15 protein-coding genes are annotated in these 14,452 nt (G+C 62.7%); 8 read left to right on the forward strand and 7 right to left on the reverse strand.

Going from position 1 to position 14,452, the window contains the following annotated elements; translation table 11 throughout:
- Positions 1-122: 122 nt before the first annotated feature.
- From E0L37_RS16315 to ftsY, 7 genes are all read right to left on the reverse strand, one after another.
- Positions 123-902 (reverse strand): thiazole synthase, encoded by a 780-nt coding sequence (locus tag E0L37_RS16315; RefSeq protein ID WP_133492763.1) that lies wholly within the window; start codon positions 900-902, stop codon positions 123-125.
- Positions 903-952: 50 nt separating this feature from the next.
- Positions 953-1,156: a sulfur carrier protein ThiS gene (gene thiS / locus E0L37_RS16320; RefSeq protein ID WP_097058213.1), complete on the reverse strand. Its 204-nt coding sequence runs from the start codon at positions 1,154-1,156 to the stop codon at positions 953-955.
- Positions 1,157-1,528 carry a DUF423 domain-containing protein gene (locus tag E0L37_RS16325; RefSeq protein ID WP_133492764.1) on the reverse strand — a complete coding sequence of 124 codons (372 nt, stop codon included), beginning with the start codon at positions 1,526-1,528 and terminating at the stop codon, positions 1,157-1,159. It abuts the gene before it with no gap.
- Between the two features lie 159 nt (positions 1,529-1,687).
- Positions 1,688-2,551 (reverse strand): RNA polymerase sigma factor RpoH, encoded by an 864-nt coding sequence (gene rpoH / locus E0L37_RS16330; RefSeq protein WP_133492765.1) that lies wholly within the window; start codon positions 2,549-2,551, stop codon positions 1,688-1,690.
- A 314-nt stretch (positions 2,552-2,865) separates the two neighbouring features.
- Positions 2,866-3,840, reverse strand: coding sequence for a permease-like cell division protein FtsX (ftsX, locus tag E0L37_RS16335; RefSeq protein WP_133492766.1), 975 nt, complete (start codon positions 3,838-3,840; stop codon positions 2,866-2,868).
- Positions 3,830-4,531, reverse strand: a complete 702-nt coding sequence (gene ftsE, locus E0L37_RS16340; protein WP_022997089.1) for a cell division ATP-binding protein FtsE — start codon at positions 4,529-4,531, stop codon at positions 3,830-3,832. The genes ftsX and ftsE overlap by 11 nt, the downstream gene beginning before the upstream one ends.
- A gap of 37 nt (positions 4,532-4,568) precedes the next feature.
- The gene (ftsY, locus tag E0L37_RS16345) at positions 4,569-5,780 is read right to left on the reverse strand and encodes a signal recognition particle-docking protein FtsY (protein ID WP_133492767.1); all 1,212 of its coding nucleotides are present in this window, start codon (positions 5,778-5,780) and stop codon (positions 4,569-4,571) included.
- A gap of 258 nt (positions 5,781-6,038) precedes the next feature.
- Here ftsY and E0L37_RS16350 point away from each other — a divergent pair, with 258 nt between their 5' ends.
- From E0L37_RS16350 to E0L37_RS16385, 8 genes are all read left to right on the forward strand, one after another.
- A complete protein-coding gene (locus E0L37_RS16350) occupies positions 6,039-7,412 on the forward strand; it encodes a pitrilysin family protein (protein ID WP_133492768.1) in 1,374 nt (457 codons plus the stop codon).
- A complete protein-coding gene (locus E0L37_RS16355) occupies positions 7,412-8,824 on the forward strand; it encodes a pitrilysin family protein (RefSeq protein ID WP_133492769.1) in 1,413 nt (470 codons plus the stop codon). The genes E0L37_RS16350 and E0L37_RS16355 overlap by 1 nt, the downstream gene beginning before the upstream one ends.
- Positions 8,799-9,374, forward strand: coding sequence for a 16S rRNA (guanine(966)-N(2))-methyltransferase RsmD (gene rsmD, locus E0L37_RS16360; RefSeq protein ID WP_133492770.1), 576 nt, complete (start codon positions 8,799-8,801; stop codon positions 9,372-9,374). The genes E0L37_RS16355 and rsmD overlap by 26 nt, the downstream gene beginning before the upstream one ends.
- 170 nt (positions 9,375-9,544) lie before the next feature.
- Positions 9,545-10,513 (forward strand): calcium/sodium antiporter, encoded by a 969-nt coding sequence (locus E0L37_RS16365; RefSeq protein WP_133492771.1) that lies wholly within the window; start codon positions 9,545-9,547, stop codon positions 10,511-10,513.
- A gap of 86 nt (positions 10,514-10,599) precedes the next feature.
- Positions 10,600-11,763: an AI-2E family transporter gene (locus tag E0L37_RS16370; protein ID WP_133492772.1), complete on the forward strand. Its 1,164-nt coding sequence runs from the start codon at positions 10,600-10,602 to the stop codon at positions 11,761-11,763.
- Complete coding sequence (locus tag E0L37_RS16375) at positions 11,760-12,539, forward strand: hypothetical protein (protein WP_133492773.1); 780 nt, start codon at positions 11,760-11,762, stop codon at positions 12,537-12,539. Before E0L37_RS16370 ends, E0L37_RS16375 begins: the two co-directional genes overlap by 4 nt.
- A gap of 133 nt (positions 12,540-12,672) precedes the next feature.
- Positions 12,673-12,954 (forward strand): pyrimidine/purine nucleoside phosphorylase, encoded by a 282-nt coding sequence (locus tag E0L37_RS16380; RefSeq protein ID WP_133492774.1) that lies wholly within the window; start codon positions 12,673-12,675, stop codon positions 12,952-12,954.
- A 334-nt stretch (positions 12,955-13,288) separates the two neighbouring features.
- Positions 13,289-14,404 (forward strand): patatin-like phospholipase family protein, encoded by a 1,116-nt coding sequence (locus E0L37_RS16385; protein ID WP_133492775.1) that lies wholly within the window; start codon positions 13,289-13,291, stop codon positions 14,402-14,404.
- The last annotated feature ends 48 nt before the right edge of the window (positions 14,405-14,452 follow it).

Below are 14,452 nucleotides of genomic sequence, written 5' to 3' on the forward strand. Positions count from 1 at the left end.
GGTGGGATTGTAGCAGAGCCCGCAGGCTGATTCGCTGCCAGGGCAGCTTCCCACAGCGGCTCCGTGGCTCCTCTCTGTGGGAAGCTGCCTTGGCAGCGAATGTGGTGCGATTCTCGCGGCGGTTACCGGCTCACGCCGTCCAGCGGCGAGGATGCGGTGGCGTAGGCCTTGCGTGGCATGCGGCCGGCCAGGAACGATTCGCGGCCGGCTTCGATGGCCTTGCGCATGGCCGAGGCCATCAGAATCGGTTTGTTCGCATGGGCCACGGCGGAGTTCAGCAGCACACCGTCACAACCCAGCTCCATGGCGATGGCGGCGTCGGAAGCGGTGCCCACGCCGGCATCGACGATGATCGGCACTTCCGCCTCTTCCAGGATCAGGTGGATATTGTGCGGGTTGAGGATGCCAAGGCCGGAGCCGATCAGCGAGCCCAGCGGCATCACCGCCACGCAGCCCATGGATTCCAGTTCCTTGGCCACGATCGGGTCGTCGTTGGTGTACACCATCACCTTGAAGCCGTCGTCCACCAGGGTTTGGGCGGCTTTCAGGGTGTGGGTGATATTCGGATACAAGGTCTTCTGGTCGCCCAGCACTTCCAGTTTCACCAGGTCATGACCGTCCAGCAGTTCCCGTGCCAGCTTGCAGGTGCGCACCGCGTCGTCGGCATTGAAGCAGCCGGCGGTGTTGGGAAGGATGGTGTACTTGTCCGGGCTGACGAAGTCCAGCAGGTTGGGTTCGTCGGCGTTCTGCCCGATATTGGTACGGCGAATCGCCACGGTGACGATTTGCGCGCCGCTCTCCTCGATGGCCGATCGGGTCTCCTCGAAATCCTTGTACTTGCCGGTGCCGATCAGCAGCCGGGAGGAATAGGTTTTTCCTGCGATATCGAGTAGGTCGGACATGATGGCCTCGGTTGAGATGGGTGGGTTAAGGAGAAGGGGGAGCCGGAGGCTCACCCACCCCCTATGGCGTGCACGATTTCCACGACATCCCCGTCGCTCAGCAGATGATCGGCGTGGGCGCTTTTGGGGACGATATCCCGGTTCACTTCCACCGCCAATCGTCGTCCGCTCAGATTCAGGGCCTGAACCAGATCGGCCACGGTGCGGCCGGACAGGGAAAAGGGTTCGCCGTTTACGGTCAGGGTGGTCATCATTCAATCCACGGAACGGAATAAAGCCCAGGCCAGTATCAGCCAGCCCACGATCAGGGCGACACCGCCAAGGGGTGTGATCGCGCCGAGCCAGCGTTGGCCGCTGAGCACCAGTAGATACAGGCTACCACTGAACACCACCATGCCGGCAAACATCACCCAACCGGCGGTGATGGCGGCGCCGGCGGAGAATTGGCGGGCCAGCAGGCCAGCCAGCAACAGGGCCAGGGCATGATAGAAGTGGTATTGGCTGGCGGTCTCCCAGATGGCCAGATCGGCGGGACTGACCCGTGCCTTGAGACCGTGGGCGCCGAACGCGCCCAGCATCACCGCGAGGGCACCGTTGAGCGCGCCGAGAGTGAGTAACGCATTCATTGAGAGCCATCCCTCATGCGTGGGTGATCGGGAAAGGTAGTGGAAAAACGCCGGAATTATAACGCAAACGCCACCCGAAGGTGGCGTGCAAAAGGCAGAAAAGCAAACAAAGCAAAAGTAACAAAAACAAAATCAGCGCATTACGGGTTCGTGCAACGATCAGGCAGCAATGGCGTTACGCAGCTTCTTGATCGCGTTGTTCTCCAACTGGCGGATCCGCTCGGCGGACACACCGTACTCATCAGCCAGTTCCTGCAGGGTGGACTTGCTGTCCGCCAGCCAGCGGCGTTCCAGAATATCGCGGCTGCGATCATCCAGCGCCAGCAGGGCGGAGCCCAGCTTGCGGGAATTGCGGTCCTGGTCGTCCTGCTCGGCGAGCAGCTCCGCGGGGTCGCTGTTGTCGCTGTGCAGGTACGCGGCCGGTGACGGAATGGTGTTGTCCTCATCGTCATTGATGGGGCCGTCGAAGCTGGCATCATAGGCGCCCAGCCGACCTTCCATTTCCTTCACCTGTTCCGGGGTCACTCCCAGATCATCGGCCACCCGGGCGGCTTCTTCCGGCGTCAACCGGCCCAGACGTTTCTTCTGACCTCGCAGGTTGAAGAAAAGTTTCCGCTGAGCCTTGGTGGTGGCCACCTTGACGATGCGCCAGTTACGGATCACGTATTCGTGAATCTCCGCCTTGATCCAATGCACCGCGAAGCTGACCAGGCGCACGCCCTTGGCCGGATCAAAGCGTTTCACCGCCTTCATCAGACCGACGTTACCTTCCTGGATCAGATCGCCCAGCGGCAGGCCGTAGCCGGTGTAGCTGCGCGCGATATGCACGACGAAGCGCAGGTGGGCCAGTACCATATTGCGGGCGGCGTCCAGGTCTTCCTGAAAGTACAACCGCTCCGCCAGTACCCGCTCTTCCTCGGCACTGAGCACCGGCACGGCGTTGACCGCGCGGATATAAGCGTCCAGGTCATTACCCGGTACCGCCAGCGGCATGGCCTGTGCACGTTGCAGTTGTGTGTTCATGTATCCCTTCTCCCTTTTGGATGGGAAAGATATTAGCACTCGGTCCCTTTGAGTGCTAATAGGGGTTTTGGTTCCCCGCTATCGTCGGAATCAATAATGATCCCGCTCTCCCGATCGGACCCCGATCTGGGTCAATGATTCCATGATTGGATGACGAATCGATGTAACAGGAGGTAAAAAGCAGGATCGCGAGCTCGGATATAACTACAGAGCCACTGTGGGAAGCTTGCTTGCAAGCGAATGGGGTTTGATCCCAAAAGATTCGCTTGCAAGCAAGCTTCCCACAGCGGCTTCGTAGTCCGGTCTTTGGGCGCCTAGAACTGCGGCTCGATCTCGCCCAGGTGCCGGCTCACCGCCAGCCAGGCGCCAAGCAGGCCCAGGGCGCCGCTGAACAGCGGCAGGATCAGCGCGGTTGCCGGGGACATCCCGGTGAGCGAATATTCACTTCCATACAGGTCAAGGAGCTGATTGACTGGTTCTCCCAGCCACCACAGGGCGGTGCCAACCAGGATCAGCGCCCCCAGCCCGCCAGCGAAACCGCAGCAGAATCCGCTATAGAGGAAGGGACGGCGGACAAAACCGTCGGTGCCGCCGACAATCTTGATCACCACGATTTCCTCGCGGCGGCTCTCAATGGCCAGCCGCACCGTATTGACCACCACCAGTACCACGGCGGCGGCCAGGGCCAGGGTCAGCACGCCGATCAGGCGCTGCCCCAGCTCGATAATGGCGTGCAGGCGCCGGACCCAGGCCACATCCAACTGGGCCAGATCCACTTCCGGCAGTTTGGACAGGCGTTGCTGCAAGGCCTCCAGCGCTTCCGGTTCATTGCTGGACGGGAACACCACGATCAATGGCGGCAGCGGGTTATCCGGCAGAGCCTCAAGCACGTCACCGAAGCCGGATTGCTCGCGGAACTCGTCCAGCGCCTGCTGGCGGGTGATCACCTCGGTGTCCGCCACGCCGTCCAGGGCCGCCCAGTCCTTGGCCAGAGCCCGCTGCCGTTCCTCCTTGATGTCCATCTTCAGGAACACGGACAGATGGGCGCGGCCATCCCAGCCCTGGGTGATCACCCGGGCGTTGTCCAACAGCACTGACAGGCCGGTGGGCAAGGCCAGGGCGATGGCGATCACCAGAATGGTGAGCAGGGTGCTGCCGGGGGTGCCGCGCATGCGCCCGAGGGCGTCCGCCAGCGAATCCCGGTGATGGTGGCGCCAGGCGGTGAAATGATCGCCCAGGGAAGTGCGGGCGCTGCGGGCGCCGGCGGGGCGTTTTGGATTACGCGCCATACCAGTCTCCGGCGGCCGGGGTGGCGCTCTCGACGCCATCATGAATCAGGTTGCCTTCGCGCAGAGTCAGCAGGCGGTGGCGGTAGCGGGCGATCAGCGACAGGTCGTGAGTGGCGATCAGTACCGCCACGCCGACCCGGGCGAAGTCGTGGAACAGGTCCATGATCTCCGCGGACAGCGCCGGGTCCAGGTTACCGGTGGGCTCGTCGGCCAGCAGCAGCGGCGGCTTGTTGACCACGGCCCGGGCGATGCCCACCCGCTGTTGTTCGCCGCCGGAAAGCATGATCGGGTTCTGCTTCTCCTTGCTGAGCAGGCCGACCTTGTCGAGGGCGGCGCGTACCCGTTTGCCGATATCCGCCTTGGGGAAACCGGCGATCACCAAGGGCAGGGCCACATTGTCGAACACGCTGCGATCGAACAGCAACTGGTGGTTCTGGTGGACCATGCCAATCTTGCGGCGCAGCAACGGGATATGGCGGTTGCCGAAACCATTCAGGTTTTGCCGGCCGACGAAGATCTGCCCCTGGGTCGGGCGCTCGATCATCATGATCAGCTTGAGCAAGGTCGATTTGCCGGCGCCGGAATGGCCAGTGAGAAAGGTGAGCTGCCCGGCGGGCAACTCGAACGACACCCTGCGCAGGGCGTCCTTGCCACTGGCGTAGCGTTTGCTGACCCGGTCGAATTTGATCATGGATGCTGGTCTCGTTGAGCGTGCTGGGAAGCTTCGATCAGGAGGTAACGTCCTCGAACAAGGCCTGCACGAATTCCTCCGCGTTGAAGGGGCGCAGATCCTCCAGACGCTCACCGACCCCAATGAAACGGATCGGCAGACCGGTGCGTTTGGCCAGAGCGAACAGGATGCCGCCTTTGGCGGTGCCATCCAGTTTGGTCAGTACCAGGCCGGTGACGCCGGCGGTTTCACGGAATTCCAGGGCCTGGTTGATGGCGTTCTGGCCGGTGCCGGCGTCCAGCACCAGCAGTACTTCGTGGGGCGCCTCCGGGGACAGCTTTTTCATTACCCGGGTGACCTTGGACAGCTCTTCCATCAGGTTGCCGCGGGTGTGCAGGCGGCCGGCGGTATCGGCGATCAGCACATCCGCCTGGCGGGACTGGGCGGCCTGCACCGCGTCATAGATGACACTGGCGGAGTCGGCGCCGGTATGCTGCGCCACCACCGGAATATCATTGCGTTCGCCCCATACCTGCAATTGCTCCACGGCGGCGGCGCGGAAGGTGTCGCCGGCGGCCAGCATCACATTGCGGCCCTCCGCCTTGAAGCGGCAGGCCAGCTTGCCGATGGTGGTGGTCTTGCCGACGCCGTTCACGCCCACCATCAGGATCACGTAAGGTTTGTGCGTGCCGTCGATGACCAGCGGCTGATCCACTGGCACCAGCAGCTTGCGCAGCTCTTCCTGCAGCGCTTCGTAGAGGGCGTCGGCGTCCACCAGTTCCTGGCGGCCGACGCGCTCGGTCAGCGCCTGGATAATCACATCGGTGGCCTCCACGCCGACGTCCGCCACCAGCAACTGGGTCTCGATCTCCTCGAAGATTTCGTCGTCGATCTCCTTGGCGCCCACCAGCAGATCCGCCAGGCCCTTGCCCAGATTCTTGCTGGTCTTGCTCATGCCCGCCTTCATGCGGGCCCAGAAACCGGCCTTGTCTTCTTCCTCGGTCGCTACCGGTGCGCTGGGTTCAGGCTCGGGCTCGGCGGCGGCCACGGGCGTCTCCGGCTCCGCGCTTTCCATGGGCACCGGTGTGGCTTCACGCCGCTCCGCCGGAGGGGCGGCGGGGGCCGGCTCGCTGGACTCTGTCTCGTTCGCGGAGGGTTCGGCCGGGGCCGCTTCCTCGCGGTCGCGGCGGAACATGCGCGAGAAGAAACCGCCTTTCTTTTGCTCCTTCTCGGCAGGGTTATCGTCGTCGCGGGAAACTTCGTCGTTCATGATCAGTCGTATCCATCGGGTTGTCCGGCCGAGGCCGGAAGAACCCGCCCTGGTGGCGGATTCGGAAAAAGCGTCGCCCGCGTCGGCGGGCGAGCGGGTATCCTACCACTGTCGCGGAACCTGTTCATGGCCTATGCGACGCCACCGTGAACGCGGTACGGCGGTCGGCCCCCAACCGGCCGTTGGCAAAAAAGGGGGGCGCCGGCGCGGCGGTGGCGCGAGTCCGGCATTTCCGATCAGAGCATGAGAGGACGTTTGATGAGAATCCTGGTGGTAGCGTTGGTGCTGGGGATGCTGTCATCCCTGGCCCGGGCGGATTTACCGACCCACGAATTCAGTCTGGATAACGGTTTGCGCGTATTGGTGCGCGAGGATCACCGGGCGCCAGTGATCACGGTGATGATCTGGTTCAAGGCGGGCAGCATCGATGAGGCCCCCCATGAAACCGGGCTGGCCCACCTGCTCGAGCACATGATGTTCAAAGGCACCAAGCATCTGGGGCCGGGTGAGTACTCTCGGATCGTGGCCCGCTTTGGCGGCAGCGACAACGCCTTCACCAGTTACGATTACACCGCTTATTTCCAGCAGTATGAGTCCTCGCGGTTGCCCCTGGCGCTGGAGCTGGAAGCGGAGCGCCTCAAGAACCTGGAAATTGACGACCAGGAATTTCACCGTGAGCTGCGGGTGGTGATGGAGGAGCGTCGGCAGCGCACCGACGATAACCCCAATGCTCTGGCCTGGGAGAAATTCCAGGCGGTGGCACGGCCCGGCACCGGCTATGCCCACCCGATCATCGGCTGGCGCGACCTGCTGGCCCAACTGCAACCGGAGCAGGCGCGCAGCTGGTTCCAGCGTTATTACGTGCCGTCCAACGCCACCCTGGTAATCGCTGGCGACGTCACCGAGGAACAGGTGCGGCCGCTGGTGCAGCGCTTCTTCGGTAAGTTGCCGGCCGGGCAAACGCCGCCACGACCGAAACTCAGTCTGGAGCCGCCTGCCGGAGAACGGCGCCTGTCCCTGCGCTTGCCGGTGAAAGTGCCGGCCCTGTACATGACCTATAACGTCCCGTCACTGACCACCGCCGAGGACAAAAAAGCGTTCTATACCCTGACCATGCTGGCCGGGGTTCTGGATGGCGGTCTCAGCGCTCGCATCGAAACGGATCTGGTGCGGGGGCAGCGTCTGGCCGCCGGTGCTGGCGCCGGTTACAGCGGTTTGCAGCGGGGCAGCGGTACCTTTACGTTCACCGCCACGCCGAACCCGGACGTGACCCTGGAGCAGTTGGAACAGGCCTTGCTGGATCAGGTTCGTGCCCTGGCCGAAACGCCGCCCAGCGCGGAGGAGATGGAGCGGGTGCGCGCCAGTGTCACCGCCAGCCAGGTGTATCAGCGGGATTCGGTGATGGGCCAGGCCATGGAACTGGGCATGCTGAGCACGCTGGGTCTGGACTGGCGACTGGCCGGCGAGTTCGAGGCCAACCTCGCCGAGGTCACCGCCGAGGACGTGCGGGATGCGGCCCGCCAGTGGTTGGTGGATGAGCGCCGTACCACCGCCCTTGTTTTGCCAAAAGAGCTGCCAAAAGAGCTGCCAGAGGCGGCGAAGTCAGAGAATGCACAGCCGGAGGAACAATAATGCGCGCGATGAAAACAGCGATTCTGGGTGTGATGTGCGCATGGTTGCTGGCCGGCTGCGCCAGTTTTCCCGCCTCGGAACGGCAGGTGCGCCAGGCGGAGCCGGCGGCGCCGGAGCTGGATATCCAGTCCTGGCATACCTCCGGCGGCGCCCGGGTGATGTTCGTCCAGAGTGAGGCGCTGCCCATGCTGGACGTGCGTTTGGTAATGAATGCCGGTGGTGCCCGTGATGGTGATCTGCCGGGGCTGGCGGCCATGACCAGTGCGCTGATTGGCGAGGGAGCCCGGGGGTTGAGCGTGGACGACATCGCCCGGGGCTTCGAGGATAAGGGCGCGCAGTTCTCTTCCGGCAGTTACCAGGATATGGCCGTGATCAGCCTGCGCACCCTGTCCGAGCCGCAATGGCGGGATCCGGCCCTGACCCTGCTGGCGCGGGTGGCGGGCCAGCCCACCTTCCCGCCGGACGCCCTGGAACGCATTCGCACCCAGATGCTGCAGGGGCTGAAGATGGAGCGCCAGGTGCCGGGCCCGCAGGTTCAGAAGGCCTACCAGAAGCTGCTGTTCGGCGATCACCCCTATGGGCATGCGGAGGGCGGTACCCTGGAAAGCCTGCCAGGTATTCAGCGTCAGGATTTGGTGGATTACCACCAGCGCTATTACACCGCCGGCAATACCGTCATCGCTCTGGTCGGCGATGTCAGCCGGGCCCAGGCCGAGCGGATCGCCCAGCGTCTCAGCGATGCCTTGCCGCAAGGCGGTGCGGCGCCGGCGTTGCCCCGGGCCAGGGCGCTGCCCACCCGCAAAGTGGAGCACCTGACTTTCCCGTCCACCCAGACCCATATTCTGCTCGGCAACCAGGCCACCTGGCGCGGTGATCCGGATCATGTTGCCTTGTACGTGGGCAACTACATCCTTGGCGGCGGCGGCTTTGCGTCCCTGCTTACCCAGGAGGTGCGCGAGAAGCGCGGCTACGTGTATGGCATTTCCAGCTACTTCAAGCCCATGGCCGCTGGTGGCCCATTCACGGTACAACTACAAACCGCGAACGATAACGCCAGTGATGCGCTCGCGCTGACCCTGGACCAAATCCGCCGGTTTATCGCCGAAGGGCCCAGCGAGGAGGAACTGGCCATGGCCAAGGACAACATTCTTGGCGGCATGGCACTGGAAACCGCCGACAACGGCGATATTATCGGCCAGCTCGGTGCCATCGGCTTCTATGATCTGCCTCTGGACTATCTGCAACGGTTCAACCAGCAGGTGCGGGATCTGACCGTGGCGGACATCCAGGCGGCAATGCGCAAGGCCGTGGACCCGGACCATCTGGCGATCGTCAGTATCGGCCCGAAAGCACCCGCGCAGCCCGCCAAGCAAACGGTCGAAAGCAATGAAAGCCAAGGGAAAAACCAGTAAAGGGCAGGTGCGGATCATCGGCGGCGAATTTCGCGGCCACCGTCTTCACTTCGTCGACCAGGGGGGCGATCTGCGCCCCTCCGGGGACCGTATGCGCGAAACCCTGTTCAACTGGTTGCAATGGGAGTTGTCCGGGGCCCGCGTACTGGATTTGTTCGCCGGCTCCGGGGCCTTGGGCGCGGAAGCCCTGAGCCGGGGTGCCGGGCGCGCCATTCTGGTGGAGAAAAAAAAGGAGCGCTGTGCCGACCTGTCCCGTCAACTGCGTCCCTTGTTCGGGGAGCGGGTGATGGTACAGTGCGCCGACGCCTTGAAATGGTTGCCAAGGACAGCGGAGCGTTTCGACTTGGTGTTCATTGACCCGCCCTACGATCTGGGGCTGGCGGAACCCGCCTGCCGCGCTCTGGAGGAGCTCAAGTTGCTGATGCCCGAGGCGCTGATCTACGTCGAGTCCCGGCGTCAGGACGGAGCGTCGGAAGTGCCGGAGAATTGGCGGCTACTGAAGGAAAAAAGCGGCGGCGACGTGCTCGCCCGGCTGTTCCAGCGGGAATAACGCGAAGAGAAACGCTTCGGGAACATGAAACCGAACAGTCTTCGCTGCCAAGGCAGCGTCCCACAGGGAGCTACGAAGTCGCCGTGGGAAGCGAGCTTGCTCGCGAATAGCAATGGTCCTCTTTATATAAAGAAGGGACCACGAGGTTTCGAAAACACTGAGGAACGTATATGTGGCTTGCCGTGGCGGCAGTGGTTGCCGGCCTGATTGTTCTTGTCTGGAGTGCTGACCGGTTTGTCGATGGCGCCGCCACCACGGCCCGTTACGCGGGTATGCCATCGTTGTTGATCGGCATGGTGGTGATCGGCTTTGGCACCTCGGCGCCGGAAATGGTGGTCTCCGCCCTGGCCGCCGTGGATGGCAATCCGGGGCTGGCATTGGGTAATGCCTATGGCTCCAACATCACCAATATCGCTTTGATCCTCGGCCTGGTGGCGGCGATCAGTCCGATCGCCGTGCATTCCTCTGTGCTGCGCAAAGAACTGCCCATACTGCTGGTGATCACTCTGCTGTCCGCGGCGCTGATCCATGACGATCTGGTCAGCCGCATGGACGCGGTGGTGTTGCTGCTGGTCTTCGCGGCGCTGATGGGGTGGTCCATCTATCAGGGCATGCGGGGAGAAGGCGACCCTCTGGGTGGAGATGTGGACCAGGAGGCGTTCGCCCATCCGATGAGCAAGGGACGGGCTCTGTTCTGGATGCTGCTGGGGCTGGCCTTGCTGGTGGTCAGCTCCCGTATTCTGGTCTGGGGCGCGGTGGAAATTTCCCAGGCGCTGGGGGTCAGTGACCTGATCATCGGTCTGACCGTGGTCGCCATCGGCACCTCCCTGCCGGAACTGGCTTCCAGTCTGGTCGCCATCCGCAAAAACGAGCACGATCTGGCGCTGGGCAATGTGCTAGGCTCCAACCTGTTCAATACCCTGGCGGTGGTGGGGATCGCCGGCGCGATTCATCCGGTGGCGGTGGAACCGGCGGTGCTTTATCGGGACTGGGCGGTGATGACCGGCCTGACCCTGCTGCTGTTCGTGTTCGGGTATGGCTTCCGTGGCCGGGGGCGAATCAATCGCTTGGAAGGCTCGGTATTGCTGGTTATTTATCTGGCCTACACCGGTTATCTTGTGACCACCATGGTGCCTTGACGCGGTGACGATGGCGGCGAGCAAAAGAAGGTGGGCCGCCGGGGGGCGCCCGGCCGTGAAAGCCACGGCGAAAAGAGGACAATGGAATGCGTGAGCGTCTGGAGCAGCAGTCTTTTCTGGCTTTTCTGATTCTGGTGACGGTGGCCTTCTTGTTGCTGCTGCGCCCTTTTTATGCGCCGGTGTTCTGGGCCTTCGCGGTGGCACTGATTTTTTTTCCGATGCAGCGCCGTCTGTTGGCGCGCTGGCCGGGGCGGCGCAATCTGGCCGCCATGATCACCTTGCTGCTGAGCATCGTGGTGGTGGTCATCCCGGTGCTGGTGGTGGCGGCCTCCTTCATCCGGGAAGGGCTGGCGGTGTATGACCGCGTGCAACAGGGGGAATTTGATCCGGCCAGCTATCTGCAAAAACTGGAGATGGCCTTCCCTTCCGCCCATTACTGGTTGCAACGTCTGGGGGTGGATTTCTCCGATCTGGGCGCGCAGTTGATGTCGGGTCTGAAGGCCGCCGGCCAGTTCCTGGCCAAGCGGGCGCTGGATGTGGGCCAGAATACGTTCCAGTTCTTCGTCAATCTCGGCCTGATGCTGTATCTCACCTTCTTCCTGCTGCGTGACGGCCCCGCTTTGGTGAATCTGCTGATCCGGGCGCTGCCGCTGGGTGATGACCGGGAGCGGATGATCTTCAGCAAATTCGCCGAGGTGACCCGGGCCACGGTGAAAGGTAATCTGGTGATCGCGGTGATCCAGGGGGCGCTGGGAGGGCTGATTTTCTGGGTTCTGGGTATGCCGGCGGCGGTGCTGTGGGCGGTGGTGATGGCGCTGTTGTCGTTGATTCCAGCCCTGGGGGCGAGTCTGGTGTGGGTGCCGGTGGCGTTGTATATGTACGCCACCGGGGATGTGACTGAAGCGGTGATTCTGGTGCTGTTCGGTGTCTTCGTCATCGGGCTGGTGGACAACCTGCTGCGCCCGGTTCTGGTCGGCCGCGACACCAAACTGCCGGATTATCTGGTGTTGTTTTCCACCCTGGGCGGGTTGACGTTGTTCGGTATCACTGGCTTCGCCCTGGGGCCGTTGCTGGCGGGCCTGTTTGTTTCGTTCTGGCAAATTTTCATTCAGGAGTTCAATGTGGACGCCGATGAAAACGGGAACCCGGCCGTCGCGGACGGGTCCATGGAAGAACAGCCGGTACCGGAGCCTGAAGTCCGGATTCCGGGGGGTAATAAGGACGACAACGGCGATAACGAGAGAGAATGATGAAATTCCTGCTGCTGCCCATGATGCTGCCATTCCTGATGGCCATGACCATGTCCGGGTGCGAGGACGAGGACGGCGATGGTGGCCGCTTCCGGTCCAGCGCCACGGTGTACTACTACAATCAGATCACGCATAACGGCAATGCCGATCAGACCGCGCTGACCGTGGATCTGACCATCGATGATGAGAGCATCACCGGGCAGGGCTATTCTGATGAAGCCGAGGGGCCGAGCCTGCAAGTCACCATCGATGACGCCAACGACAATCAGGACAATAGCGTGCAGATGACTGGCGTCAGCGGCAGCGGTTCGACCCTGTTCCAGCAGCGTCTGCGTCTGGCCAACGATACCGGTTACACCTTGGTGTCTTACGGCGACCTTACCACGGGTGCCGCTCAGGCCAAGCTGTTGCCCCAGGAAATTGGCGATGTGCCCAGTGGCACGGTGCGCTTCCGGGTGATCAATACGGTGACGTTTTCCGATGCATTCTCCATAGATGTACGCGTTAACGGCGACGACACTGCTTTCGGGACGGATCTACAACGTGGTGATGTCACCGGTTACCAGACCATGAACAGCGGGCGCCTGAATATGGAAGTGCTGGTTAACGGCGTTTCCCCGGAACGTCGTATTACCCGGGTGGACTGCGCCATGAATGGTGGCCGCAGCTACGATGCCATCCTTGTGTTCAGTGACCCCCTGAATTTCCCGTTGAGTTACGAAGACGCCGACGACCAACTGGTGCTTTACTGCCACGAACACGACCGTAATCCCTGATTCCGGTCCGCTCCTCTATCCACGGATTTGCTGTGGCGCCTGCGGGCGAGGTCCCGCTATGGCGCCCGCCCGGCTCCGGTATATACTCGCGCTCCTTTGATCCTGTTCTCAGCCTGTTCCGTGGAGATCATCAATGTTCAAGGTTAACGAGTATTTCGATGCCAAGGTGGCGTCCATTGCCTTCCAGACCGAGGATAAGCCCGCCACCGTCGGCGTCATGGCCCCGGGCGACTATGAATTCGGCACCAGCCAGCATGAAACCATGACCGTGGTCAGCGGTGCCCTTACCGTGCAGCTGCCGGGCGCGGAAGACTGGCGCACCTACGCCGCCGGCGAAACCTTCGACGTGGAGGCCGATCAGCGCTTCCAGGTGAAAGTGGCGGTGGATACAGCTTATCTGTGCCTGTACGGCTGATCGAAAAACGCTGTATTCGCTGGCAAGCCAGCTTCCCACGGAGGGGTACTACGGAGCCGCTGTGGGAAGCTGCCTTGGCAGCGAATCGGTATTAGGGCCTGTTCACCCTATTTCCACCGCGCCTGTTGCGGCTAAAACGTCGCCACTCCGCGTTACTCGTCGTTCATTTGGAATGACCAAACCGCGCGGCCCTCCGCCTCGCTGGAGGCAAAAAGGGCATCCAGCAGGCGCGATGGAAATAGGGTGAACAGGTCCTAGCTTCATGCTTCCCAACTTTTGCTCCACCTCCCCATTCTGATTAGTATTGCCGGCTTTCCAACGCCAGGAGTTGACGGTGCCCGCTATCCATACCCGCGAACCGGCGCTGACCCTTCGTGCCGGCGATGAGGCCATCGCGCACATCCGCGAGCATGGACTGCGTGCGGCGGACATCGAGGTGCTGCCCGGTGCCGCCGGCGGACCCAAGGGCGTGGGGATCGTCGGCCTCGACCAGGCCATCTTCGGTGACTTTCTGTCGCGGGCGCCGCGCCAGCGCACCTTGATCGGAGCCTCCATCGGCAGTTGGCGTTTCGCCGCCGTCGCCAGCGGCAGGGATGGCGACGCCCGTTCCAGGGCGCTGGCGCGGCTGGCGGATCTGTATACCCGGCAGCGTTTCCCCAAAGGCATTACCGCCCACGAGGTCACCCGCCGTTGCGCCGCCATGCTTTCCGACCTGCTGGATGAGCAGGACGGCACCATCCTCGACAACCCGGATTACCGGCTGGTGGTGGTGGTGATTCGCAGCCGTGGGCTGATGACGCGGGACGGTGGTCTGGGTCTGGGTCTGGGTCTGGCCGGCGTGATTGGCGGCAATTTGCTGAGCCGTCGGGCGCTGGGCGCTTTCATGGAACGCGGGCTGGTCTATAACGGTGGCAAGGAGAATCTGCCGTTGGCGCCATTGGCGGATTTCGCCACCCACCATGTGACGCTGACGGGCGATAACCTGCGCGCCACTCTGCTGGCCAGCGCCGCCATTCCCATGGTGTTGGAAGGCGTACGGGATATTCCCGGGGCCCCGCCGGGCGTCTACCGGGATGGCGGCATGCTCGATTACCATCTGGATCTGCCGTATCGCACGGAAGGACTGGTGCTGTACCCGCATTTCACCGACCGGGTGATTCCCGGCTGGTTCGACAAGCCGCTACGCTGGCGCAATGGCGACCCCGGGCGTTTGTCCCGCACTGTATTGGTGTCGCCGTCGCCGCAATATCTGGCCAGCCTGCCCCATGGCAAGCTGCCGGACCGCACCGACTTCAAGCGTTATCTCGATGATGACGCCGGCCGTGAACGCTATTGGCGCACGGCCATTGATGAAAGCCGGCGCCTGGGAGATGAATTTCTGGAGCTGGTGGAGAGCGGCCATGTCGCTGATCGCCTTCATCCGCTGTTGGGCCGCCGGCCCGCGAACTGATTTGGCCCGCGGGTTGCACGGCCAGGCTCCGTGTTTCTCTGACCGTCA

This window comes from Alcanivorax sp. 24 (assembly GCF_004360225.1).
In the GTDB taxonomy this organism is placed as follows: Bacteria; Pseudomonadota; Gammaproteobacteria; order Pseudomonadales; family Alcanivoracaceae; genus Alloalcanivorax; species Alloalcanivorax xiamenensis.